Annotated in this window: 19 protein-coding genes and 1 pseudogene; 9 read left to right on the top strand and 11 right to left on the bottom strand. The window is 67.5% G+C overall.

Going from position 1 to position 23,341, the window contains the following annotated elements; genetic code table 11:
- The first annotated feature begins 100 nt into the window (after positions 1 to 100).
- On the top strand, positions 101 to 586 hold the full coding sequence (locus tag ACFVWG_RS00105; RefSeq protein WP_391540902.1) for a DUF1707 domain-containing protein: 486 nt from the start codon (positions 101 to 103) through the stop codon (positions 584 to 586).
- 47 nt (positions 587 to 633) lie between these two features.
- Here the strand turns inward: ACFVWG_RS00105 and ACFVWG_RS00110 are convergent, their stop codons facing one another.
- On the bottom strand, positions 634 to 1,314 hold the full coding sequence (locus ACFVWG_RS00110; RefSeq protein ID WP_391540903.1) for an SDR family oxidoreductase: 681 nt from the start codon (positions 1,312 to 1,314) through the stop codon (positions 634 to 636).
- Between the two features lie 44 nt (positions 1,315 to 1,358).
- Positions 1,359 to 2,336: a LacI family DNA-binding transcriptional regulator gene (locus ACFVWG_RS00115; protein WP_391540904.1), complete on the bottom strand. Its 978-nt coding sequence runs from the start codon at positions 2,334 to 2,336 to the stop codon at positions 1,359 to 1,361.
- A 90-nt stretch (positions 2,337 to 2,426) separates the two neighbouring features.
- On the opposite strand from ACFVWG_RS00115, the gene ACFVWG_RS00120 reads away from it, so the two are divergent.
- The 5 genes from ACFVWG_RS00120 to ACFVWG_RS00140 all read left to right on the top strand — a co-directional run bounded on the left by ACFVWG_RS00120 (position 2,427) and on the right by ACFVWG_RS00140 (position 7,890).
- Positions 2,427 to 4,856 (top strand): beta-L-arabinofuranosidase domain-containing protein, encoded by a 2,430-nt coding sequence (locus tag ACFVWG_RS00120; RefSeq protein ID WP_391540905.1) that lies wholly within the window; start codon positions 2,427 to 2,429, stop codon positions 4,854 to 4,856.
- A gap of 10 nt (positions 4,857 to 4,866) precedes the next feature.
- Positions 4,867 to 5,541 carry a MarR family transcriptional regulator gene (locus tag ACFVWG_RS00125; protein ID WP_391540906.1) on the top strand — a complete coding sequence of 225 codons (675 nt, stop codon included), beginning with the start codon at positions 4,867 to 4,869 and terminating at the stop codon, positions 5,539 to 5,541.
- Positions 5,542 to 5,659: 118 nt separating this feature from the next.
- On the top strand, positions 5,660 to 6,688 hold the full coding sequence (locus ACFVWG_RS00130; protein ID WP_391540907.1) for a DUF1707 domain-containing protein: 1,029 nt from the start codon (positions 5,660 to 5,662) through the stop codon (positions 6,686 to 6,688).
- 9 nt (positions 6,689 to 6,697) lie between these two features.
- Positions 6,698 to 7,243, top strand: a complete 546-nt coding sequence (locus ACFVWG_RS00135; protein ID WP_391540908.1) for a GNAT family N-acetyltransferase — start codon at positions 6,698 to 6,700, stop codon at positions 7,241 to 7,243.
- Entirely contained in the window at positions 7,240 to 7,890 is a 651-nt protein-coding gene (locus tag ACFVWG_RS00140) for a hypothetical protein (RefSeq protein ID WP_391540909.1), read from the top strand. Before ACFVWG_RS00135 ends, ACFVWG_RS00140 begins: the two co-directional genes overlap by 4 nt.
- Here ACFVWG_RS00140 and ACFVWG_RS00145 read toward each other — a convergent pair.
- The 6 genes and pseudogenes from ACFVWG_RS00145 to ACFVWG_RS00170 all read right to left on the bottom strand — a co-directional run bounded on the left by ACFVWG_RS00145 (position 7,869) and on the right by ACFVWG_RS00170 (position 14,697).
- Positions 7,869 to 9,758, bottom strand: coding sequence for an HPr family phosphocarrier protein (locus tag ACFVWG_RS00145; protein WP_391541526.1), 1,890 nt, complete (start codon positions 9,756 to 9,758; stop codon positions 7,869 to 7,871). The genes ACFVWG_RS00140 and ACFVWG_RS00145 overlap by 22 nt on opposite strands.
- Before the next feature lie 54 nt (positions 9,759 to 9,812).
- A pseudogene (gene dhaM, locus ACFVWG_RS00150) lies at positions 9,813 to 10,223 on the bottom strand (dihydroxyacetone kinase phosphoryl donor subunit DhaM); the annotation flags it as partial.
- Positions 10,220 to 10,831, bottom strand: coding sequence for a dihydroxyacetone kinase subunit DhaL (gene dhaL, locus ACFVWG_RS00155; RefSeq protein ID WP_391540910.1), 612 nt, complete (start codon positions 10,829 to 10,831; stop codon positions 10,220 to 10,222). The gene dhaL and the pseudogene dhaM, both read right to left, overlap by 4 nt.
- The gene (gene dhaK / locus ACFVWG_RS00160) at positions 10,828 to 11,832 is read right to left on the bottom strand and encodes a dihydroxyacetone kinase subunit DhaK (protein ID WP_391540911.1); all 1,005 of its coding nucleotides are present in this window, start codon (positions 11,830 to 11,832) and stop codon (positions 10,828 to 10,830) included. The genes dhaL and dhaK overlap by 4 nt, the downstream gene beginning before the upstream one ends.
- A gap of 1,017 nt (positions 11,833 to 12,849) precedes the next feature.
- Positions 12,850 to 14,079 carry an MFS transporter gene (locus ACFVWG_RS00165; RefSeq protein ID WP_391540912.1) on the bottom strand — a complete coding sequence of 410 codons (1,230 nt, stop codon included), beginning with the start codon at positions 14,077 to 14,079 and terminating at the stop codon, positions 12,850 to 12,852.
- A 57-nt stretch (positions 14,080 to 14,136) separates the two neighbouring features.
- Entirely contained in the window at positions 14,137 to 14,697 is a 561-nt protein-coding gene (locus tag ACFVWG_RS00170; RefSeq protein ID WP_391540913.1) for an RNA polymerase sigma factor, read from the bottom strand.
- Positions 14,698 to 14,755: 58 nt separating this feature from the next.
- Here ACFVWG_RS00170 and ACFVWG_RS00175 point away from each other — a divergent pair, with 58 nt between their 5' ends.
- The gene (locus ACFVWG_RS00175) at positions 14,756 to 16,438 is read left to right on the top strand and encodes a serine/threonine-protein kinase (protein WP_391540914.1); all 1,683 of its coding nucleotides are present in this window, start codon (positions 14,756 to 14,758) and stop codon (positions 16,436 to 16,438) included.
- A 348-nt stretch (positions 16,439 to 16,786) separates the two neighbouring features.
- On the opposite strand, the gene ACFVWG_RS00180 is transcribed toward ACFVWG_RS00175, so the two are convergent.
- The 3 genes from ACFVWG_RS00180 to ACFVWG_RS00190 all read right to left on the bottom strand — a co-directional run bounded on the left by ACFVWG_RS00180 (position 16,787) and on the right by ACFVWG_RS00190 (position 20,069).
- Positions 16,787 to 17,518, bottom strand: a complete 732-nt coding sequence (locus tag ACFVWG_RS00180; protein ID WP_391540915.1) for a hypothetical protein — start codon at positions 17,516 to 17,518, stop codon at positions 16,787 to 16,789.
- A 116-nt stretch (positions 17,519 to 17,634) separates the two neighbouring features.
- Positions 17,635 to 18,360, bottom strand: coding sequence for a hypothetical protein (locus ACFVWG_RS00185; RefSeq protein WP_391540916.1), 726 nt, complete (start codon positions 18,358 to 18,360; stop codon positions 17,635 to 17,637).
- 281 nt (positions 18,361 to 18,641) lie between these two features.
- Positions 18,642 to 20,069, bottom strand: coding sequence for a glycoside hydrolase family 43 protein (locus tag ACFVWG_RS00190; RefSeq protein WP_391540917.1), 1,428 nt, complete (start codon positions 20,067 to 20,069; stop codon positions 18,642 to 18,644).
- Between the two features lie 139 nt (positions 20,070 to 20,208).
- Here ACFVWG_RS00190 and ACFVWG_RS00195 point away from each other — a divergent pair, with 139 nt between their 5' ends.
- Positions 20,209 to 20,433 carry a hypothetical protein gene (locus ACFVWG_RS00195; RefSeq protein ID WP_391540918.1) on the top strand — a complete coding sequence of 75 codons (225 nt, stop codon included), beginning with the start codon at positions 20,209 to 20,211 and terminating at the stop codon, positions 20,431 to 20,433.
- Positions 20,434 to 20,525: 92 nt separating this feature from the next.
- Positions 20,526 to 23,156, top strand: coding sequence for a hypothetical protein (locus ACFVWG_RS00200; RefSeq protein ID WP_391540919.1), 2,631 nt, complete (start codon positions 20,526 to 20,528; stop codon positions 23,154 to 23,156).
- Positions 23,157 to 23,341 lie beyond the last annotated feature (185 nt).

Raw genomic sequence — 23,341 nt, forward strand, 5'->3', positions numbered from 1 at the left:
AAAATTCGAGGGGAGAAGGGGCAACTTCAGGGGATCTCCGGTGAAGTTGTCGCTGCCCCATCGTCTGGCACACTCGAAGGGAGAGTGTGAGGTGAGGTGGATGGTGGAGCGGCGTCCGGTGAAGCCGGCTGACCTGATGGGGATGGCTGCGGCGGCGGGGCAGGAGGCGCGCGTGGTGGCGGCGCGGCGGAAGCTTGCCAACATCCGGCTGACCGACGAGGAACGCCGGGTGTGCACGGACGAGCTGGCCGAGCAGTTCGCGATCGGGCGGCTGGATGAGCTCGAGCTGCACCGGCGGGTCGACCAGCTCAACGACGCGGTCACCCATGCGGATCTGCAGCCGATCTTCCAGGGCCTGCCGGCACCGTCGATGTACCAGCCGCGCCCCAAACAACCCGGCCGCTGGCGCTGGGCAGTGTTCGTGGGTGCGGTCTGGACGGCGGTGCCGTTCGTGCTGCTCGGACTGATCTTCCTCGTGTTCGGCCGCGAGATCGCAGCCGCCATCTTCGGCCTGCCCGCCCTGGCCTGGTCCCTCATCGCCTACCGCTGGGCCTCCCAGCCTCGCCGCGAGCAAGCCAAACGCTAACGTCCGAACGACTCGCGTACGACGTCAGCGAGTCTTCGGACGCTAGGTCAGACGATGCGGGTGCCGCCGTCGAGGTGCAGGTCGATGGCGTTGGCGGCGCCGTTGCGGAGCAGGAAGTCGGTCGCGTCGACGACCTCGGCGGTCGAGGTGACGCGGCCGGTGGGGGTCCGGGCGGTCACCATCGCGAGGTCGCGCTCACGCCAGGCCGGGCTGTCGCCGACGACGCCGGGGTGCAGCGCGTTCACGCGCACCGGAGCGAGCTCGACGGCCAGCGTGCGCATGACGCCGGAGACGGCGCTGTTGGTCGCGGTGATCATGGTCGAGCCCGGGTACGGACGAACCGCGCCGAGTCCGCCGAACAACACGATCGATGCGCCCGGCCGGAAGCGGTCGTGCAGGACGCGGGCGACCTCGGTGTAGCCGACCAGCTTCACCGTCGACGCCTTGATCGCGTCCTCGATGCTGAAGGACTTCACGGTGTTGCCGGACTGCTCGATCGCGGTGATCACCAGGTGGTCCAGCTCGCCGACCTCGGCCAGCGCCTTCTCGATGGTCTCCGGTGCGGTCAGGTCGATGGCCAGGCCGCGGGCGCCGATCTCCGCAGCGACCTCCGTCGCGCGATCGGCCGAGCGGCTGGTGACGATCACGTCGTCACCGCGCTCCACGAGATGCCGGGCGATCTCCCGCCCCAGTCCGCCGCTGCCTCCGACGATCAACGCTGACGACACGGTGCGCTCCCTAGAGGTTGAAGATTCATCTAGGACAGTAACAGTCAGGCACCCAGCGTCGATTCCCGCGGAACGAGCTGTGCTGGAAGTTCTAGTACGCCGTGATGCGGGTTGCCCGCGATCGCATCCAGGAGCAGGTGTGCGGCCCGGCGGCCGAGCTCCTCGAGGCGCAGGTCCACCGACGTGAGTGGGGGCCTGCTGGCCAGCGCCATCACTGGCCAGTTGTCGTAGCCGGTGACAGCAATCTCAGCCGGTACGGCGCGGCCCAGCTCGCGGAGGCGGTCGCAGACACCGCGGGCGATCTGGTCACTGCCACAGCTGATCGCATCGATGTCAGGGTGAGTGCGGAGGACCAGATCGGTGGCTTGGCGCCCCCACTGCTCGCTCCACTCACCGAAGAGCGGCTCACCGGCCAGAGTGCTGCGCACCGCCTGGGCGCGCTCGACAGCAGAGCGGTGGTCGGCCGGTCCGGTGACGTGTGCGATCCGCGTGCGGCCAAGGTTGGCGAGGTGGGTGGTTGCGGCAGCTGCGCCAGCTGCGTCGTCGACGATCACTGAGGCGTCGGCCGGATCCGTCGACGCGGCCAGTGCATAGACGACCGGCAGCGGTACGTCGATCGGCGGGCGCGGCTCGGTACGGCGTCCGGTCACCACGATGCCGTCGACCCCACGCGCGACCAGTGACCGCAGATAGCTCTGCTCGCGGAGCGGATCGTCGCGGGTGTCGCACAGCACTGTCGCCAGCTCACCAGCGCTCAGCACGTCCTCGACGCCACGCATGATCGGGATGCTGAAGCGCCCCGAGCTGTCAGTGGTCAGCAGGGCGACCGTGAACGTGCGCCCGGACGACAAGGCCCGGCCGCGGACGTCCGGTGTGAAGCCGAGCTGAGCCGCCGCACGCCGTACCCGCTCGCGTGTTTCCTGACTGAGCTGGCCGGTGTTGTTGAGCGCCTTCGAGGCCGTTCCGGCAGAGACGCCGGCCAGTGCCGCGACATCCGTGATCCGTACCGCCGGGCGCTTCATGGGGTTACTCTAGCAGTGCGGAAAACGTATTCTGATTTTCCGTTCTGGTGTGATCGTCCGCCCCCGAATCACCCGAAAGCAGGTAGCGCTATGCCCCCTTCGAAGGGACTGCCCCGTCGTGAATTCCTCGGTGTCACGCTCGCCGCGGCGGCTGCCATGAGCGCCGTCGAACCGTCCACAGCCGAAGCCGCCCGACCACTCGGCCCACCGGCCGGTCGCGGTGGCTACTACGTTCCGCAGCGCGAGCCGCTGCGCCCCGTGCCGTTCCAGAAGCTGCCGCCGGGTGCGATCGAGCCACGCGGCTGGCTGAAGCAGCAGTTGCAGCTCCAGGTCAACGGCCTCAACGGCCGGTACGACGAGATCTCCGACTTCCTCGTCTACGACACCAACGGCTGGGTCGACCGGACCAAGGACGCCTGGGAGGAGCTGCCGTACTGGCTTCGCGGCTTCGGTGACCTCGGCTACGTCACCGGAGACACCGGCGTACTGACCAGAGCCCAGCGGTGGATCGACGGCATCCTGCGCACGCAGGCTGCTGACGGCTGGTTCGGTCCGGACCGGCTCCGGACAGCACTGGAAGGCGGTCCGGACTTCTGGCCGGGCATGCCGCTGCTGGGGGCGATCCGGTCCTGGTACGAGTACTCCGGCGACCAGCGCGTCGTACCGTTCATGACGAAGTACCTGCGGTTCCAGAACCAGCAGCCGGCTGAGGTGTTCAACCGGTCGTGGGGTGCGTTCCGCTGGGGCGACAACATCGACAGCGCCTACTGGCTCTACAACCGGACCGGTGAGTCCTGGCTGCTCGATCTGGTCAACAAGATGCACTCCGGTTCAGCTGACTATGTGAACGGCATTCCGACCTGGCACAACGTCAACCTGGCACAGGGGTTCCGAGAGCCCTTGCAGTACTGGCTTTTGTCAGGCAACGAGCAGCACCGCGCGGCGACGTACCGGAACTACGACACGGTGATGGGACAGTACGGACAGTTCCCGGGCGGTGGGTTCGCGGGGGACGAGAACTCGCGGCCAGGGTTTGGTGACCCGCGGCAGGGGTTCGAGACCTGCGGGATCGTCGAGCTGATGCACAGCTTCGAGATGCTGTCCCGCTTCACCGGTGAGACCGTGTGGGCCGACAGGTGTGAGGAACTGGCGTTCAACTCGCTCACTGCGTCGTACGACCCGCAGCAGCAGGTCATGCACTACATCACCTGCGCGAACAGCGTGGAGCTCGACGACACCATCAAGCATGGGCAGTTCCAGAACGGTTTCGCCATGCTGGCTTACAAGTACGGCATCCACCAGTACCGGTGCTGTCCGCACAACTACGGCATGGGCTGGCCGTACTACGCGCAGGAGCTGTGGCTGGCCACTACCGACAACGGTCTGGCCGCCTCGCTCTACGCCGCCAGCAAGGTGACTGCGAAGGTGGGTGGCGGTGAGACCGTCAGCATCGAGCAGGACACGGAATACCCATTCGGCGACACCATTAACTTCACCGTGCAGGGCACGTCCCGTTTCCCCTTGTATTTAAGGATCCCTGGCTGGGCTGACGAGTTCTCGGTCGCCGTCAACGGTGAGCGCTCTCGCGTGCGCGCTGAGGGCGGCTGGATCAAGCTCGACCGCGCATGGCGGTCCGGAGACCGCATCCGGCTGGTGCTGCCGATGCAGGTCACCACCCGCGAGTGGGCGGACAACAATGACTCGGTCACGGTCAACCGTGGTCCGCTGACCTACTCACTGGCCATTGACGAACGCTACGAACAGATCGGCGGTACGGCGGACTGGCCGGAGCTCGCAGTCCATCCGGAGTCCGCGTGGAACTACGGACTGGTCGCCGGCTCCCCCTTCCATGTCGTACGACGCCGTACCGCCGCCGGTGCGGACCCGTTCACTCGTGAAGGCGTACCGCTGACGTTGACCACGCAGGCGCGGCGCATCCCGCAGTGGGAGACCGACAGCGAGAACGTGGTCGGCCTACTGCAGCCCAGCCCGGCGAAAACCTCAGAGGCACTCGAGACGGTCACCCTGATCCCCATGGGCGCCGCCCGCCTCCGCATCACCGCCTTCCCCCAGGCCACAACCACCGGCACGCCCTGGAAGCGCCGTACCCGCATCACTGCCTCGCACGTGTTCGACGGTGACTCACTCGAAGCAGCCGACGATGGTCGCCTACCGTCCTCCTCAGCAGACACGTCCATTCCGCGCTTCACCTGGTGGGACCGGCGCGGTTCGACGGAGTGGATCCAGTACGACCTGCGTGAGCTCCGCGACCTGCGCCAGGCATCGGCGTACTGGTTCGACGACACCGGCTTCGGCCAGTGCCGAGTCCCAGCCTCCTGGCGCGTCCTCTGGCTAGACGGTTCGACCTGGCGGCCCGTAGCGAACCCCACGCCGTACGGCGTAGACCGCGACCGCCTGAACACCAGCACCTTCAAACCGGTCCGAGCACAGTACGTCCGAGTGGAGGCAGTCCTGCGCCCGACATTCTCTGGAGGACTCCTGCACCTCGCCTTCGGGTGAGAATGTCCGGGTGGGGACTACAGCACTGGAGCTCGCGGTTCTGGCGCACCTGGAGCACGGTGACCTGATCTGTGCCCAACTAGCCCGCCGGACCGGTGCGTCGGAGAGCGCCGTACAACGCCTCCTCGACGACATGGTGTCCGACGGGCTGGTCACCGCCCTGCCAGACGAGCACGAGCCCACCAGCCACCACCTGACGCACCGCGGAGCCGCACGCCTGATGCGGCTCCGCACCTTCTCCGAACAACAAGCCGCCAACGACTGGAGACAACAAGCTCCCGTCACCGAAGCCGCGACTCCACCGAAGCTGAAGTGGGCGGACAACAGACGAGCGGCAGTGGAACACGCAGTGCTGCGAGAGCTAGAGCACGGCCGCCTGACCCAGGACGAACTCATGGCGCGCCTCAGGACGTCACCCGGCAACCTGCGGCCAGCTCTAGAAGCCTTGCTTGCGTGGCGCTGCGTGAGCGTGCGCCACCACGACAACCTGCCCGACACCTACCACCTCACCCCAGATGGTCGCAGCCGGATCGAATTCGTCCGCAGCTTGCTCGCCACCCCAGACGGCCGCGCCGGCAAGCTCAACCTCGTCGCCCTCCAGCAACTACCGCCACCCTCACCACGCCAACCGCCCCGCCCGGTCGACGAGGTACCGCGGCGGCGCTGGTGGCGGCGCGGTCGGTGAAGGCTTTCTGCAGCTTTTGGCATTGAGGTGAGGCTGCTTCGGGCCCTTGTCCTGCGGGAGGATGGGGGTCTGGGGCTACGGAGGGATTCGGGTGGGGAACTCGGCGCTGGAGTTTGCGGTGTTGGCGCATCTTGAGGGGGCGGAGCTGGTTCAGGCCGAGCTGGCCAGGCGGGCTGGGGTGTCGGAGACGGCAGTGCAGTTGGTGCTCGATCCGCTGGTGGCGCGCGGGTTGGTGCGTCGCCAGCCGCAGGGGGCTGAGCCGGCGACGTTCCGGTTGACGATGACTGGTGTGAAGCGCCTGAAGGGCCACCGCGAGTACTCCGAGGCTCGGGCCGGGCGGGAGTGGCGCAAGGCGCCGAGCGAAGAGCCGGAGGCGCCACAGGAGCCGCGGCTGGTCACCTGGACATGGGCGGGGGAGACGCCGCCCCAGCAGCAAGGCAACCCGGCGCTGGAGCAGGCGTTGGTCGAGCAGTTGGAGCACGTCGCGCTGAGCCGGGCCGAGCTGGTACGGCGAACCAGTGCGCCGGACCACGACGTACAGGCGGCACTCGACAAGCTGATCCAGGAGACCTTCGTCGAGCGCTATCCGCAGGACAACCTGCCGGCGGAGTACGGGCTGACGGAGGGCGGGATCGGGCGGCTGAAGCTGGTCCGGGAGTTCGCCGAGTCGCCGATGAGCGCGCTGGGGGAGGTGCTGGGTGCGGCGGCCACGCAGGCGGTGCAGGGACGCCGCCGTCCGGCCGCCAAGGTCCGCTCGTCGAGGCAGCGGCTGAGTGACGACGAGCGGGCTGCCTGCTCGACTGCGCTGGCCGAGCAGTTCGGGTTCGGGCGGATCGACATCGCCGAGCTGCATCGCCGTACCGACCTGTTGTTGGCTGCGACCACGCGCAATGATCTCGGCGCAGTGTTCGAAGGCCTGCCACAGCCGGTGCTGGACCAGGCGTCGGCGGGGCAGCCTGCACCCGGGTGGCGGTCAGGGGCTGCAGGCTGCACCTCCATCGTGTCGGTGTTCTTCGGGCTGATGGGGTTGGCGCTGATCAGCGGCCACGACGACGTAGACGATGTCGTGTTCGGCCTGATCCTTGTCGGCGGAGCGGTGGTGTGGAACTACCTGGTCTGGTCCTGGGCTCGCCGCAGGGTGAATTAGCCTGGGGGTGTGGAGCCTGTGTTGCGGTTGGCGGTGCGGGAGGACAGCGCCGCGGTGGCTGAGTTGGGGCGAGCGTCGGTGCTGGAGTTGTTTCCGGCGTTCCATGACGCTGTTGAGACGGCCAGTGCGGCGAAGCACATCACCACGCTGGATCCGGCGCTGATCGACGACGGCACGTATTACGTGCATGAGGTCGGTGGCGAGATCGTGGCCTGTGGTGGGTGGAGTCGACGCAACAAGCTGTTCAACGCCAGTACGGCGGGTGCCGACGAACGACTGCTGGACCCGGCGACCGAACCGGCGCGGATCCGAGCCATGTTCGTGCGGAGCGACTGGACGCGGCGTGGACTGGCCCGAGCGATCCTGACCGCCTGCACGGAGGCTGCGCAGGCGGAGGGGTTCACCCGGCTCGCGTTGATGGCGACGTTGCCCGGAGTGCCGCTGTACAAGGCTTTTGGGTTCGTCGAGGTGGGCAAAGCCGAACTGCCGATGCCGGACGGCGTGAAGCTCGCCGGTGTCGCCATGGAACGATCGATCGAGGAGAAGACTCAATGACTGCAGGCACCACCGTGACCGCCCCCGACGGCACTGAGGTTGTACTCGGTGAGATCGGGACCGGAGTGCTGCTGAAGAACTCCCGCGTCCGCGTCTGGGAGGTTTCGCTCGCTCCCGGACAGGCACAGGCCTGGCACCTGCACCACAACCCGTACGTCGTCCTGTGCCTGTCCACGTCCCCTTGCCACATGGACTGGTTGGACGGGAGCGCAGCCCGTGAGCTGAGCGAGACGGTGGGTGGTTCCGTCTACCGCCCGGTGTCTCCGGTCCACATGCTCACGAACGACGGCGATGCGCCGTACCTGAACCGTCTGATCGAGCTACTGGATCTCGGTGAGGAGGCGTCCGGTGAGCCCTACACTGCAGCCGCCAGCGCCGAGGCGGGCTTCGACGAGGTGGGCGAGGTCCCGACGAAGGTAGTCGTCGACGAGGACGACGTACGGGTGCAGCACGTGACGCCGGACGCGGGGGAGTCCTACACCTGGCACACCGGCGCGTACCCGGCGCTGGTGGTCGACCTGGACCTGGCGAACCCGGACGTGACCTACCTCGAGCCTGGCGAGAGCTACACGCTCCCCGCCAAGCCGGAGCCCACGTCCGGCTTCAACCTGGTCGAGCTGCGCTACTACAGCAACGCGCGCACCTGATCGCCATCACGCGCAGCCAGCACTGCGGCCGTGTCGATCAGTCTGAGATCGGCCTCCCGCAGTCTGGCCTTCACCAGCGGCACCTGCGGAGCTATAGCGCTCAGCTCATGCACACCTAGCGCGGCGAGGATGACGGCGGCCTGCGGGTTGCTGGCCAGGTCACCACACACTCCCACCGGTACGCCGGCGTTGCGGACGACGTGGTCGACCAGCTGCAGCACGGCCGGGTCCAGCCCGTCGGCCAGCGCGGCCACGGCCGGATTCGTCCGGTCGGTCGCGGTGACGTACTGCGTGAGGTCGTTCGTGCCGATGCTGACGAAGTCCAGGTCCGTGGTCAGCGTGGCCACCCGCAGGGCCGCTGCGGGGACCTCGATCATGATGCCGACCTTCAGGCCATCCGGACGCGGTCCGAGCTCGTCCAGCGCCCAGGCGACTTCGTCGGCGGTGGTGACCATCGGGAACATCACGTGCACGGGGATCTCGGCCGCGATCTGCCGGACCGCCTCGAGCTGGTCGCGGAGCAGCTCCGGTCGCCGCCGGAAGGCTCGCAGCCCGCGCTCGCCGAGGAACGGGTTGTCCTCGTGGTCCAGCGGCATGAACGGCAGCGGCTTGTCGCCGCCGACGTCCCACGTGCGGATCGTGATCGGCTTGCCCGGCAGCGCCGCGGCCACCGCCCGGAACGCCTCGACCTGCTCGGCAACGGTCGGCGCCGTACGGCGTTCCCCAAACAGCAGCTCGGTCCGCACCAGCCCGGACCCCTCCGCGCCCCGCACCGATAGCGCGTCCTGCACCGTACCGACGTTGACCAGTACTGCAACCGTGCGGCCGTCAATGGTGACCGCAGGCAGCTCCGCCTCCGTTGCTGCTTGCTCCTGCTCGGCCTCGCGCTCGGCGATCGTCATCCGGACCCGCTCCACATCGGGCTCGATCTCGAACGAACCCTTGCGAGCGTCGAACGCGACCACAGCGCCGGCCGGCACGTCCACGTCGCCGATCCCGGTGATCAGGGGGATCCCACGCGACCGAGCCACGATTACACCGTGCCCAGTAGCCCCGGCTGCCCGCACCGCAACGCCTGCGAACCGATGTCCGTCGAGCATCGCCGCCGTCGCCGCATCCAGCTCCGGTACGACGAGGATGGCGGGCTGGTCGGCCTCGACCTCGATCGGGCTGTCCTCCGTGGTGCCCGTCAGGTGCCGCAACACCCGATCACGTACCGCGCGAACGTCCTGTGCGCGCTCCCGCTGGTACGCATCGTGCAGCGCCTCGAACCGCTCCGCGAGCCGGTCGAAAACCAACTGCCAGACGTTCACCGCCGACGCCCCGCGAACCAGAACCTCGCGAATCTCCTTCAGTTGCTGGCGATCGGTCAGCAGTGCCAGCTGGGCCTCGAAGATCCCAGCGAGGTCCGGACTCGCGTCGCGCAGCCTCCGCAGCTCCGCGGCGACCGCCTCGACCGCTGCTTCCAGGCGCTCCGATTCGTTGTCTCCGGCAACATATCCGCTGACGTCGACGAGGCCGCTGGCAAGCACGGCCGGACCGAACGCGACGTCCAGTCCGGATCCGCCGTTGTCTCCCGCCGGCGTGCCTAGGCGCGCCGGGAAGCGGGCAGGCTCGTCGTCCCCGAAGTTCTCAGTGGCCAGATCCTGGATCGCGGCCAGGGCTGCCTCCGCCTCCGGACCTTCTGCAGTGAACCGCAGCAGGTGCCCACGGATCGCGTTCAGCGTCGCGACCATGCTGAGACTGCCGGCGTCGACCGGCCCGTGACCGGTGTCCACATTCGTCACTGTGACCCGAGCGTCGTACTCGTGCAGCAGCCCAACGAGCCGCGCTGCCGGACGCGCATGCAGCCCGTGTTTGTTGCTCACGACAACTTCAATGCTCTGCCCGGACTCGACCGCAGTACCCGACTCCGGAGCGGGGCTGTCGCCGAGATGTTCCTGCTTCCCCACCAACCCGCGCTCAGCCTCAGCAGCAACCGCGTCCAGTGACGCGCCGGTCGACGCGGTCACGACCGCTGCCACCAGCCCCTCGACCAACGGTGCACTCGTCAACCGCACCCGCTCAGCAAGCGACGGATCGACGAACTCCAGCGCCAGCTCCGCGCTCAGCACCGCACTGCCTAGATCGACCAGCACCAGTACGCCGTCCGCTGACTCCGCCGCCGCGATCGCCTCGGAGACCGCCACCGCATCCGTGCCGAACGTCGTCTCGTCCAGCCCGGCCGCCACCGCGATCACCGGCCGCTTGCCCTCGGCAACCATCTCGGCGGCCAGTCCAACAGCCGCGGTCGCCAGCGCATGGCTGTGCGAAACCACCACGATGCCGATCATGCGAGCGTCCGCGCGGCTGACTCGAGCAGCAGGGTGGTCGACGTAGCGCCTGGATCCTGGTGACCGACGCTCCGCTCGCCCAAGTAACTCGCCCGCCCCTTCCGCGCCTCGAGTGGCACGGTCGCATCCCGCCCCTTGGCCGAAGCCTCGGCAGCAGCGCCGAGCGCGGCCGCAAGACCATCCCCGACTGCTGCGTCATACGCGTCAAGAGCAGGCGCCCAGGCGTCGTACATGGTCTTGTCCCCCAATTCGGCTTTGCCGCGGGCAAGAATCCCGCCGACACCGGCCCGCAGCCCCGCACCGATCGATTCGGGGGTCACCGGTACCCCGGCGAGCGCCGTACCGAAGCGTAGGAAGAACGTTCCGTACAACGGCCCGCTCGCCCCACCGACCTTGCTGACCAACGTCATCCCCACCTTCTTCAGCAACTCGTCGACCGATGTGAACGAGGTCTCGTCCAGCATCACCACCACTGCCGCGAACCCACGATCCATGTTCGCGCCGTGATCCGCATCCCCGATCGCCGAGTCGAGCTCTGTGAGGTACGCCGCATTCTCGTGCAGCACCTTCGAGGCATCCCGCAACCAGTCGGTGAACCTATCGATCATGCGTTCCACCGTAGGCCGGGCGTGTTAACAGGCGCATCCCAGAGGCGGACCAGTTCGTCGTCGACCTTCAGTAGCGTGACCGAGCAGCCGGCCATCTCCAGGGAGGTGATGTAGTTGCCGACCAGCGAGCGGGCGACGGTGATCCCGGCGCGCTCCAGCAATTGGGCTACCTCGTTGTACATCAGGTACAGCTCGAGCAACGGCGTACCGCCCAGGCCGTTGACGAAGGCAATGACCGAATCGCCTTGTGCATAAGGAAGATCGGACAGCACCGGATCGACGAGCAGCGACGCGACCTCCCGGGCCGGTGCCAGCGGCAACCGTTGGCGGCCGGGCTCGCCGTGGATGCCGATGCCGACCTCCATCTCGTTCTCGGCCAGGTCGAACGTCGGCTTGCCCGCGGCCGGGACCGTGCACGACGTCAGCGCCATCCCCATGCTGCGGCCGTTGTCGTTGACCCTCTGAGCCAGGTCCGCGACCTCCCGCAGCGAACGCCCTTCCTCGGCGGCCGCGCCAACGATCTTCTCGAGCAACACGGTGACGCCGACGCCCCGACGGCCGGCCGTGTACAGACTGTCCTGGACGGCGACATCGTCGTTCGTCACCACCGACAGCACCTCGGTACCGGCGTCAGCCGCGGCAAGCTCGGCAGCCATCTCGAAGTTCATCACGTCGCCGGTGTAGTTCTTCACGATGTGCAGTACGCCGGCGCCGGTGTCGACGGCCTTCGTCGCCGCCATCATCTGGTCCGGGACCGGCGAGGTGAACACCTCACCCGCACACGCGGCATCCAGCATCCCGAGCCCGACGAATCCGCCGTGCAGCGGCTCGTGCCCGGACCCACCACCGGAGATCAGCCCGACCTTCCCCGGTCGTGGCGCCCCCTTCCGGTAGACGATCCGGTTCTCGTGGTCCACCCGCAGGCGGTCCGGGTGCGCCGCCGCCATCCCGAGCAGCGCTTCACTCACAACATCGGCAGGGTCGTTGATGAGCTTCTTCATGCCCCCATCTGAGCACACGCCCGCCCGGAACGGGAGACCCCGGAAATCAGGCTCTCCTACCCGATGTGTGGGTAACCCGGCGTTGCCGGGGCTGCGGCCGCTCTGGCGCCTGAGTTGGATCGGCCGGTTGCGTACACACCGACTGTTACTACGCTTACCAGCCGCTCTTTTCGGCGCCTCTGTCACGCTGCAGCACGCCCGCTCCGTCCGCCTACCAACAGTCGGTCTGTACAGCCCGATCACCGAAGCGCCCTACTTTCGCCGCACTCCAAGCCCGTCACCCCAACCAACTGCGAACCCGCCAGCGTCGCTCCCGGACCGCAACCACAACCCGCCAGCCGGCCGGCCAGCAACGGTGAACCCGCGAGGCTTCTTTTCCGACCGCAACCAGAGCCCGTCAGCCCCAGGCAACGTGTACCGCGGTCGCCGACCGCACCATCCACCTCAGCCACCGCATCGCCCAGCCAACCCGTCTTTTAATCGGCCGCAACCAACCTCAGCTACAACCCGACGTACCCGGCCGAGTCGCTCACCTGGCCCGCCGCGCGGCACCGGCCGCCTCCGGCGGTCGACTGAAAGCTTCGCGCGCGCCAAGCAGATGGCTGAGGGGGATGGCGAGGTCGGCGACCGCGGTACACGTTGCCTGGGCGTCCGGGCTGTGGCTGAGGTACGTGATGCCCGGAGCTGGGGCTAGCGGTGAGTTCTTCGGGTCCAGACGACGAAGAACTCACTCACAAGCGCACCCGTCAACCGCACGCACTCCCACCCCACGCACCCACGATCGCCGGACCGCCGCCCCCAACCCCATCCCCATCCCCGTAAGCCACCTTGTGCACCCCTCAACCACGCGACGCCCGCCGAAGTGGTTGAGCCGTGCTCAAGGTCGGGTGGGGGGATCACTTTGTGCACCGCTCGACCACGTGAGGTTGGTCGGAGTGGTTGAGCCGTGCTCAAGGTCGGGTGGCGGGGGAGCCCAATGAGGGGAGAACCAGCAACTGAGCGGAGATCCCCTCATAATCAGGCGGCTTTGACCTCGGAGAGTAGGGGAATGCTGCGGATCGATCGGCTGAACGTCAGGAGAACGGAGCCCACCGCGAGCAGGCCGCCGAAGATCAGCAGTGCGGTCCGGGCACCGAGCGTCCCGAGGAAGACCCCACCGAGGAACGGCGCCAGCGGAGCCGCGCCGTTGGACATGAACATGAACGCGCTCTGCGCCCGCCCCTGCAGCCCATCGGGCGTGATCAGCATCTGATAGCCGAACAGGCCGGAGTTCAGCGCCGGCAGCAGGAAGACCGCGAACGCCGGCAGCACGATCAGTACGGCGGTCCGCGTGGTTGCCGCGGTGGCGGCGAAGGCGACGGTGATGACCCAGGAGCCGACCAGGGTGATCCTGCCGGTGCTGAACTTCGCCAGCAGGCGGGGTGCCGCGAATGCGCCCGCCAGCCCGCCGATCCCCATCGCGGTCTCCAGTAGGCCGATCACCGGAGCGTGCACACCGCGCTGCTGCATGCTGAGGATCAGGACCAGGATGGTCCCGTTCGCGGCGAAGTTCAGCAGGGTCGCCACCACGGCGATCGTGCGCAGATCACGGTGCTGGAAGAGCCAGGCCAGTCCGGTCCGGATCGCCTTCAGCATCGGCTCGTGCTTGCCGCCCTCGGGTTTCGTGGCCGGCAACGGGTGCCGGATAGTCGTCAGCATGATCGCCATCACCAGGTACGAGACCGCGTCGGCCGCGATCGGGATCACCCGGCCGATCGAGTAGAGCAGGCCGCCGAGGGGTGCGCCGGTCAACGCCGCGACGTTCTGCCGACCGTGCGCGGTAGCGAGCGCCGTACTGATGTCCTCCGGGGCGACGATCTGCCGGAGCGCGGCAGTCTCGGCGGGCATGAACAGGCTGTAGCCCGCGCCGTTGACCAGCGTGACCGCCATCAGGTGCGGAAGCGTCAGGTGGCCCAGCCACCCGGCGACGGCCACCGAGCCGAACAACGCCGTACCGAGGAAGCTGTAGCCGATCAGGATCTTGCGCCGGCTCCAGCGGTCGGCCAGCGCCCCACCGGGTAATGCGGCCAGCAGCGAGCCGAGAGAGGCCGCCGTACCGACGAGACCGGCTTGGACCGGCGAACCGGTGATGGCGAGGCCGAGCAGCGTGAAGACGAACCCGCTCATGGCCGAACCGAGCGAGCTGACCGTCTGACCGGTCAGCAGCTTCAGGTAGTCCCCGTTGTGAAACAGCCCCCGCGTAGACATAGCCGTGAGGCTATGCCCGGCGGGGGCTCAGCAGCAGACGTTTGCAGCTTCCTGCAATCAGTCCTTCGGGCGCAGCAGCGGGCGGACGACCTCGCGCGCGTCGTGGATCCGCGACTTGACCGTGCCCAAGGGGGCTCCGACCTCGGCCGCGATCTCCTCGTAAGACAGCCCGTAGACGTCGCGAAGGACCAGCGGGGTGACCATCTGCGGACGGTCCCGCTCGAGCGTCTCCAGGGCCTCCAGGAGGTCCAGACGGGTACCGGCGATCACGCTCGTGGTGCGCGGGTCCGGCTTCTCCATCGTCTCCGGGTTGTGCGCGGCCTGAGCGGTGCGCTTCAGCTTGCGGTACGTCGAGCGGGCCGAGTTGGCCGCCACCGAGTGCACCCAGGTCGAGAAGCTGCTCCGGCCCGAGAACGAATTGATCTTGGTGGCGATGTTGAGCAGCGCCTCCTGAGCCGCGTCCTCGGCATCGGCCGAGTACGGCAGGACGCTGCGGCAGATCCGCAGCACGCGCGGGTGGACCAGCCGGAGCAGGTCGTCCATCGCGTTCTTGTCGCCCGCCTGGGCCTGCTCGGCCAGCATGGCGAGCTCGTCGGTCGGGCTGGTGCTCTCGCTCATCTGCGCCTTTACTGTCTCGGCCCCGGTCAGGGACTCTCCGTACTACATAATGCCTTGTATGGGGGTCCCAACCAGACTAGGCCGTTACGTCGTGCGCCGACGCCTGGGCTCAGGCGGTTTCGCTACGGTATGGCTTGCTCACGATGAGCAACTGGACGCCGAAGTGGCGATCAAGGTGCTCGCGGACAACTGGGGGCACGACGACACCGTGCGCCGCCGGTTCCTCGAGGAGGGCCGGTTCCTGCGCCGCGTCGAGTCCGAGCACGTCGTCCAGGTCCACGATGTGGGCGAACTGGAGGACGGCCGCCCGTTCCTGGTGCTCACGTACGCCGACCGCGGCACGCTCGCCGACCGCCTGAAGAAGGCTCCGCTGGCGCTCCCGGAGGCCGTCGACGTCGTCGTACAGGTCGGCCGCGGGCTCCAGGCGCTGCACCGGCGCGGTCTGCTGCACCGCGACGTGAAGCCGGCGAACGTGCTGTTCCGCAGCACCGACGATGACGGTGAGCGAGCGGTCCTGTCCGACCTCGGCCTCGGCAAGTCCCTCGACGAGGTGTCGAGAATCACGCTCCCCGGCGGCACTCCGTCGTACGTCGCCCCCGAGCAGGCGATGGGTGAGCGGCTCGACCAGCGCGCCGACCAGTACTCGCTGGGAGCGGTCGCGTACGCCGCTCTGACCGGCCGCTCGCCCCACCAGGTCGACGGCCTCGGTGCGGCTGGTCGGGTGACCGCCCCGCCGCCACCGAGCTCCCTGGGCTTTGCGCTGCCGGATCAGATCGACGCCGCGATCGTGCGCGCGCTGGATCCCGACCGGACGAAGCGATGGCCCGACGTACCGACGTTCACCCGTGAGCTGGTCGGCGCTCTCGACGAGACCACCCATGGCTTCATCGGGAAGACCCGCGAGAGCATCACGATCGGCGACGAGTCCGACGACGGCGAGGTGACCGCCCTCAGCGACGCGAACCAGCCCACCATCGTCAAGGCCGGCGAGACAGCTGTGGCGGACGACGAGACGGCGCCTGCTGTGGACACCACGGCTCCGACCGAGTCCAAGAAGCGGCCGAAGTCCAAGAAGGCCCGCACCGCCGAGGCCGCGGCCGAGGCTGAGACTGTGGCTGTCGAGTCGGCTCCCGCGTCGGAGTCCACCGAAGCCAGTACGGCGCCTGCCGAGCCCGCAGCCCTGATGACCACCGCTCCCGCGAAACCGCGGAGGCGACGGCGAGCCCGCTGGGTGATTGCCGCCGTACTGGCTCTGGCGATCGGCGGCGGCGCAGGCTTCGTCGGCCAGCGGTACCTCGCCGAGCGCCAGCTGGTTGCTGTGAACTACAGCGACTTCTCGCTCAGCGTGCCGCGAGGCTGGCTGAAGTCAGTCGCTCAGGATCCCTGGCAGCCCCCGGGCAGCAACGCGCAGCGTCCGGCCGTCCGGATCAGCGAGCAGGACGGCTGGGGATCCGGCGCCGGCGTCTTCGTCGGCCGCACCGGCATCAAGGCTCAGCAGCTCAAGCTCAGCACCGACAGCAGCTTCCAGTGCACGAGCAAGGAAGAGCCGACCCCATGGGGCGAGGGCGACGGTACGGTTCAGGAACAGTTCTGGACAGGATGCGGTCCGAGCGGGGGTATGCTCCTCCAACGAGTCGTGGCCACGGGGAGCAACGACTCGTTGCTCATCCAGGTTCTGATGCCGGGTGACGACCGCGACCGCGCCAGGAAAATCGCCGGTTCGGTGCGGTCCACCGGCTGAGGCCACAGGGGGGATGGGCGCCCTGCCCGCATGTCGCTCGATGTTGTCTGAGGAAACCCCTGTGCGTATCGCCCCGGAACGGCTCCGCCCGTCCCCTGCCCTGATCCAGTCCACCCGCCGCCGCTTCTACCGGCTGCGTTCGTCCATCTTCCGCACCATCTGGCCCGCCGACTGCTGACCCGCCGCCGGCGCCGTCGCGCCGTACCCAACCCGGCGAACGCCCCGATTTGGCTGGCTAGGCACTGATATCGGGGGTTCGGTACTCATAACCGCGGTGCTGAACCCCTGATATGGCTGGCGAGGCACTCACATGGCCGGGTGGTACAGCGGCCGGCCCTGCCTCCGCGCCTAGGACGGAGTCGGTGTGGTGTCCTCCCGTACGACGCTCTCCGAAGCGTGATCCATCACGTCCTGCAGCGCCGCCGCGTCCTGCGGAAGTCCGGTGACCGCGAGCTCGACCATGACGTCACCATTGTCGGCCGCGACCCAGCGGACGATGCCGTAGCGCATGATCGGGTTCGCCGACAGTTCGGGCCCGGGCACGTACTTGTAGATGATCGTGGCCGTTTGGCTGTCGGCGACCTGCGAGATGATCGAGACGTGCTGGCTCTTGGGCAGCTTGCGCAACTGTGCGGCCTTGACTGCCATTGAGGCAGACGGCGGCCGGGTCAGCGGGAAGCCGCCTTCAATCCGCAGCCAGCGCTTGATGGTGCGCTCGTTGAAGCGTGCGTTGTTGGGCGGGTATTGCGCGCTGTAACTCCAGTCGTCGGGGACGTCCAGCGTGATCTTCGACTCCAGTGTGCCCTTCACTGTGAAGGTCTGCGATTCGTAGCTCAGCTCGTCCACCCGGAGTGGCTTGCTGTTGTCCGGGATCGGATTGCGCGGATCGACCGGAACTGGTGTTGGTGTGGTGGTCGGCGTCGCGGACAGCGCGATCTGCCCGAGTGGCATCGCGTTGCCCGTCGCCGGGACCGAGCGGTCCAGCGCCGTCAGCCAGCCCACGCCGTACCCACCGGCGCCGCCGACAGCGATCATCGCCACCAGACCGGACGCCAGCAATGCTGTCCCCCGACGTGCCATGCGTGCCCCACCTCCCCAGAAACCCACCTACTGGAGAAGACCTCGGGACCCGGCTCAGGGTTGCGTCAGCCGGGTAACAATTCCGTGAAAGTCTCTCTGGGCGGAAGGCGATTATCTCAGCCTTCCGGAAGCACCGACACCGCAGCCCTCTCGGCGATCAGGTCGAGCGCGGCCTGGTCCAGCGGGAATCCCGTCACCGACATCTCGAAGTTCGCAGCGTCCTGGCCGGCGGTGGCCACGTATTCCACGATCACCGGTCGCAACCACTTGATCGGGATGTAGGAGTACGTCAGCTTCGACACCCGGCGCTTCTGGTCATCGGTACCGACCGGGACGTCGTCGGACTGGCTGAGCACCTTGAAGACCTGCTCGTGCGGAATGGAGGACTGCAGGCTGGGTACCAACTGGTCGCGCTTCTGCCGCGGGGTCTGCTTGACCGGATAGACCGGCGACACCCGGATCCAGCGCGTCCCGGTGGGGTCGGTGAACTTGGCCTCGCCCTTCTCGGTCACCGACTGCTTCCAGCCTTTCGGCACCCGCACTGACAACCGCACCGGCGGTGGATCCACTCCCTGATCGTTCTGCACCAGATCAATGGTGAACTCGAGCCGGTGGAATTCCAGCGCGTCCGGGTCCAAAGCCTCGTACCCGTTGGGTTCTGCCGTCTTGATCGGCAGCGGCGTAGTGGTCGGCGAAGTCGTGATCCCGCCGAGCGGAGCCGGAACTCCGGAGACGGTGACGGAGGACGGATAGGTCAGCACCCCGGTGGCGTAACCTCCGGCGACGCCAAGCACGGTCGCGAGCAGTAGCCCACCGACCAGTACCACCCGCTTCGCCCGCACCGAGACATCCTCTCAGGCTCCAGGCCCTCCAAACCAAACCGGTGCATCCGGGGTGTCGCCAACGCTCCGGGTACGACGTTGAGCACGGGCCAGTCACCTGCGGGCCCCGAAGATGGTTGACCGGTGCTCAAGGTGAGCCGCTGGTACGGCGTTGCGTCGGGACCGGGAACTGGGGCTGGAGACAGGCACTGATGGCTGGAGACCTCTCACCACAGATCTCCAGCCCCAACGACCTGTCTCCTGCCACCACTGGTGGCGTGGGGGCCTTGGCAGGTTCGGCGTCAGTAGATCTCGATGCGGTCGAGGCTGATGATCGGGGCGGCGGAGGAGGGGTTCTTGTCGCCGGTTACTCGGACTTTGAGGGTGTGTGGGCCGGGGGAGAGGGTGGGGGTTAGGTAGGTGAGGTGTTCGCCTACTCGGATGGCGCTGTAGTAGTCGACGCGTTGTTCGGGGCCGCCGTCGACGGAGATGGCGGCAATGCCGTTGCCGGTGTCCTTGACGCTGAGGAGGGCTGCGCGGGTGCCGGTGAAGCGGATGGTTGCGGTGGCGTCGGTTTCGCCGCTCCAGTGGTCGTCGGACCAGAAGCACTGGTTGCCGCAGCCGGATCCGGAGCTCCAGTTACCGGCGTACTCGACCTGGTTGAGGCCAGTTCCGGTCTGGGTGTCGTTGATCCAGTAGTTCGCGGAGCCGGGGTCGCCGGAGGGGAGGTTCTGGGTGGCGCCGGCGGCGAGCGGGCTGCCGAGGTTCGGCGTACCGTCGGCGTTCCAGCTGATCTTCTGGGCGCGTGAGGTGCGGAAGTCGTAGGTGTAGGTGCTGGTGTTCTTGCCGTGGTAGGCGATCCAGTCCTCGGTACCGTCGGGCGACTTGAAGAACGAGTGGTGGCCGGGACCCCAGACTCCGGTGGAGTCGTTGCGGGAGAAGATCGGGCGCGGGTGCTGTTGCCAGTTCGCGGCGACCATCGGGTCGGCGTTGTTGGCCAGGCTCTTCATCCAGAGTTGGTAGTCCGGCTTACCGGTGTCGCAGGTCGAGTACGTCAGGAAGACGCGGTCGCGACCGTAGAGCGGCGTGGGTCCTTCACGTACTTCGTTGCAGCTGCCGTCGGCCGGGATCGCGACGCGTGCGCCGGTGGCCGTCCAGGGGTTGCTCATCCGGACTATGTACAGCTGCTGCGGTCCGCCCATCCCGCGACCCGGTCCGGTCCAGACGAAGTACTGCTGGCCGTTGACGGTGATCGGCTCGCCGTCGATCGCGTACTCACCGAAGTCGGCGATCTTCGCCTTGAACGAGTACGGGCCGATCGGGTCATTGCCAGCGGACTCCAGCACATACATGCGGTGGTTGGAGTCCACGCCGTCGGAGGCGGTGTAGTAGATGTACCAACGGCTCCCGACATGCCGGAACGCCGGTGCCCACATCTGCGTGTTGCGGCTCGTGTTGCTGTCGCGCCACACCACCGTCTCGGGCTGGATCAGTAGTGTGGCAAGGCTGTTCGAGGACCAGATCCCGATCCGGTCGCCGCGTGTGGTCGCGACGTAGTACTTGCCGTTGTAGAACATCAGCGACGGATCCGCCGAGGGGTTCACCGGGTTCCGGAAGGTTTGCGACATCGCCGCGTGCTCCTGTGGTTCGGCAGCGGGTGCGGGACTCGCGAGGCCGCCGGTCATCACGGCCGCGAGCAACGTGCAGAGGATGGGGCGGACGAACCTCATGGCGGGACCTCTTCCGAGCCGCTGTGCCAACGTTGTAGAGACACTTTCTACCGGGACCTGTACGACGTTGTAAACAGCTCACACCAGGATCGAATACCGCCCGCGGAACCGGCCGGCGGGAACCGGCGTCGAAGCTCGCATGAAGCTCAAGGTGCGGGTCGTGCACTACCGGGAGGACTTCTGGTACGCCGACATCGACGACGCGGAGGACCGTCAGCCCGACGATCCTTTCTGGTACGCCGACGGCTGCCGCACGCAGTCGGAGGCGATCCGGCTCGCGTGCGCACAGCTCGCCGTGCTGGAACAGGCTGTTGCCACCGGCACTGTTCTGAACCGGATCAGTGCGCTGTCCGTCGCCGCCTGACCGGGGCGGTGAGGTGGGGAAGATGTCAAGTTGGCCGGATCGAGACCGGCGAGACCTGGTAACGAATGGTCACGGGGCGTCATCATGGGGCGATGCTGGGGGAATCGCAGGGCACCAAAGGTGAGGCCACGATCGAGCAGATCGGCCGGCGCCGGACGTTCACCAGGACGCTGCAGCTGGCGATCGTGCTGCTGGTCGTGCAGTGGCCGATGCGGAACGCGGTCCAGGCCGGGATCGACTGTGAGGTCCCCGGCCGGCTCTCGCTGCTCGTCGACGCGACGTTCATCATGGCCTACGTCTACGCGGCGTACCGGGCCTACAAATACGTCCGCTTCCTGAATCGCCAGTCCTGGCGAACAGTTGCGGCCATCGGCTCCTGGCTGGTCATCGCCGCCGCGGTCCTCGATGTCATCGAGGACCTCAAGCTCTGGTCCGATTTCGGCGCGACCACCTGCGCGGACTTGTCGACCGGCCTGCTGACCAACGTGATGATCGCGACCTTCGTGGTCGGCTGGATCGTCCTCGCGGTCTGCTACTTCGCGACCAGTCGCTTCGGCCAACGCAAGCTGTACGGCGCCGAGCTCGCCTCGCCGGCCACGTTCACCCCGAGCCAGCAGGACAGCAGCCGCGACAACGGCAAGCTGATCATCACCTGCTCGGGCGGCGGTATCCGGTCAGCCTCCTTCTGCCTCGGCGCTCTCCAGCACCTGCGCGAACTCGGCTTGTACGACAAGGCTTCCACCGTCATCGGCGTGAGTGGCGGTGGCTACACAGCGGCCGCCTTCCACGTCCTCCGTCGCGCCGTACCGGATCCGTTCGCGCAAGGCTCGCCCGAACTCGCCCGCCTTCGCCGCCAGACGCGGTACCTGCTGCAAGGCGGCCGCACGATCTTCCTGGCCGGCCTGTCCGTCCTCTTCGGTCTCGTCGTCAACCTGTTGCTGATCGGCATCACGCTGCGCGCGATCGCGTGGGTGCTCGGCTGGTTCCTCGGCAACCAGCACGTGATCAGCCCGGGCTTCACCGACATCCACGTGAGCTGGCGACCGGGCGGGTCCTGGCACTTCCTCGCGTTGTCGGTCGGTCTGCTCGTGATCAGTGCCGCGATGTTCCTGATCGAGAAGATCTGGGACCGGTGGGCCCGGATGCCCGACCCGGTTCGCAAGGTGCTGAACGCGATCAGTGGCATCACCCTCCGGTACGGCGTCCCCGTCGCGCTCCTGCTCCTCGGCGTACCGGGCGGTCTCTATCTGATCGGCCAGTTGCCCGGCGACACCGGACTGCCGTCCGCCCTGCTGGCGTTGGTGGATCCGACTAAACAAGGGGTTGCGTCGTTCAGTGCGCTGGTCGTCGTACTGATCGGTCTGGGCCGCTCGGTGTGGAACGGATTAGCTGCCGAAGGCAAGGAATCGTCCAAGCTCCGGGATCGCCTCCTCGCGTTCGCACGCACCAAGCTCGCGCCCTGGGCCGGTACGGCGATCATCGGGGCGGCCGCGATCATCGTGCTCCTGCGCTGGACCGGTGGCTATGCGACCGACAAGGGGTTCCGGAGCGACTGGGGTGTGGCGGTGATCCTGGGCGCGATCGCCCTTGCCATCAAGGTCCTCACCGACGCGAACCGTACGTCGCTGCACTCGTTCTACCGCGAGCGGCTGTCGCGCGCGTTCCTGGTCGAGCGCAAGCCCAACGGTTCCGCGGCCGCGATCGACTACTACAAACGCCTCCGGTACTCGGACTGGGCCAAGCCGAACGAGGCCGGCCCGCAGCTGGTGATCGCCGGTGTCGCGAATGTCGAGGACGCGGACTTCGTGCCGACCCAGCGCGACTGCGTGCCGTTCGTCTTCGATGCCGAGGACATCGGCATCATCGGCGACCGTTCACTCCCGGACGGCGGACGTCGTCGTACCGCTGACTATGAACGCGAGGCGGACGTCCTGCTGCGCGAGGTGACGGTGCCGGCCGCGATGGCGATGAGCGGTGCCGCGGTCAGTCCGCTGACCGGTCGCGTGAACGGGCGGACCAGGCCGGTTCGCCTGCTGCTCGCCGTACTGAATGCACGCCTCGGTGTCTGGCTGCCGAACCCGTACTGGAACAACAACGTCGATGACACGTTCCCGCCGGTGACCGGCTTCTTCCCCAATGTCAGCCGGTATATCGGAAGCATCATCGACAAGCCTGGTCCGTATCGCTTGCTGCGTGAGGCGATCGGGTCGCCGTCGATGTACGACCGGCGGATCTATGTCACCGACGGCGGTCACTACGACAACCTCGGCCTGGTCGAGGCGCTCCGCCGCAAGCCGGCGCAGGTGATCGTGATCGACGCGTCGAACGACGCCGAGGACCGGTTCAGCGCGCTGGCCGAAGCGATCGCGACGGCGCGGATGGACCACGGCATCCAGATCGACGTCGACCCGAAGCCGATGATCCGCGGCGCCAAGGCGCGAGCGGACAGGGCCTGGGTCTACGGCATCGCCACACACCCGCAGGCTGCTGGGGAAGAGAAGCCGTACAAGACGGAGATCTTCATGGTGAAGGCGGTGATGGCCGGCCACCTGGACTGGGATCTCGAGGTGTACGCCGGTCGGCACCCGGACTTCCCGCGGTCGCCGACCAGCGATCAGTTCTACGACGAGTGGGACTTCGAGGCCTACCGCTCCCTCGGCTACTCGCTGGCCGAATCCCTCACCGGCCACCACCGTGTCCGCGATCGCCTGAACACGCCCTAGCGACACACGCCCTAGCGACGCACGCCTTGGGCAACAACTGAGTGTTACTGAACCGGTTGTCTGCGTAGCGGTTTCCACAGCCTGTGGAAACCGAGGCAACCAACTCTGCGGCTGCACGTGCAGTCCGCAGAGTGAGCTCTTGCTTGCCGGGCCGTGGTCCTGGTGATGAGATGGGCGCCGTGCCG

This window comes from Kribbella sp. NPDC058245 (genome assembly GCF_042882005.1).
Taxonomy (GTDB): Bacteria; Actinomycetota; Actinomycetes; order Propionibacteriales; family Kribbellaceae; genus Kribbella.

Excerpts from the sequence above, each read along its gene's own strand:
- ACFVWG_RS00105 (WP_391540902.1), top strand. The coding sequence starts at position 101 with ATGGTGGAGCGGCGTCCGGTGAAGCCGGCTGACCTGATGGGGATGGCT.
- ACFVWG_RS00115 (WP_391540904.1), bottom strand. The coding sequence starts at position 2,336 with ATGAAGCGCCCGGCGGTACGGATCACGGATGTCGCGGCACTGGCCGGC.
- ACFVWG_RS00120 (WP_391540905.1), top strand. The coding sequence starts at position 2,427 with ATGCCCCCTTCGAAGGGACTGCCCCGTCGTGAATTCCTCGGTGTCACG.
- ACFVWG_RS00140 (WP_391540909.1), top strand. The coding sequence starts at position 7,240 with ATGACTGCAGGCACCACCGTGACCGCCCCCGACGGCACTGAGGTTGTA.
- dhaL (WP_391540910.1), bottom strand. The coding sequence starts at position 10,831 with ATGATCGATAGGTTCACCGACTGGTTGCGGGATGCCTCGAAGGTGCTG.
- dhaK (WP_391540911.1), bottom strand. The coding sequence starts at position 11,832 with ATGAAGAAGCTCATCAACGACCCTGCCGATGTTGTGAGTGAAGCGCTG.
- ACFVWG_RS00165 (WP_391540912.1), bottom strand. The coding sequence starts at position 14,079 with ATGTCTACGCGGGGGCTGTTTCACAACGGGGACTACCTGAAGCTGCTG.
- ACFVWG_RS00170 (WP_391540913.1), bottom strand. The coding sequence starts at position 14,697 with ATGAGCGAGAGCACCAGCCCGACCGACGAGCTCGCCATGCTGGCCGAG.
- ACFVWG_RS00175 (WP_391540914.1), top strand. The coding sequence starts at position 14,756 with ATGGGGGTCCCAACCAGACTAGGCCGTTACGTCGTGCGCCGACGCCTG.
- ACFVWG_RS00180 (WP_391540915.1), bottom strand. The coding sequence starts at position 17,518 with ATGGCACGTCGGGGGACAGCATTGCTGGCGTCCGGTCTGGTGGCGATG.
- ACFVWG_RS00190 (WP_391540917.1), bottom strand. The coding sequence starts at position 20,069 with ATGAGGTTCGTCCGCCCCATCCTCTGCACGTTGCTCGCGGCCGTGATG.
- ACFVWG_RS00195 (WP_391540918.1), top strand. The coding sequence starts at position 20,209 with ATGAAGCTCAAGGTGCGGGTCGTGCACTACCGGGAGGACTTCTGGTAC.
- ACFVWG_RS00200 (WP_391540919.1), top strand. The coding sequence starts at position 20,526 with ATGCTGGGGGAATCGCAGGGCACCAAAGGTGAGGCCACGATCGAGCAG.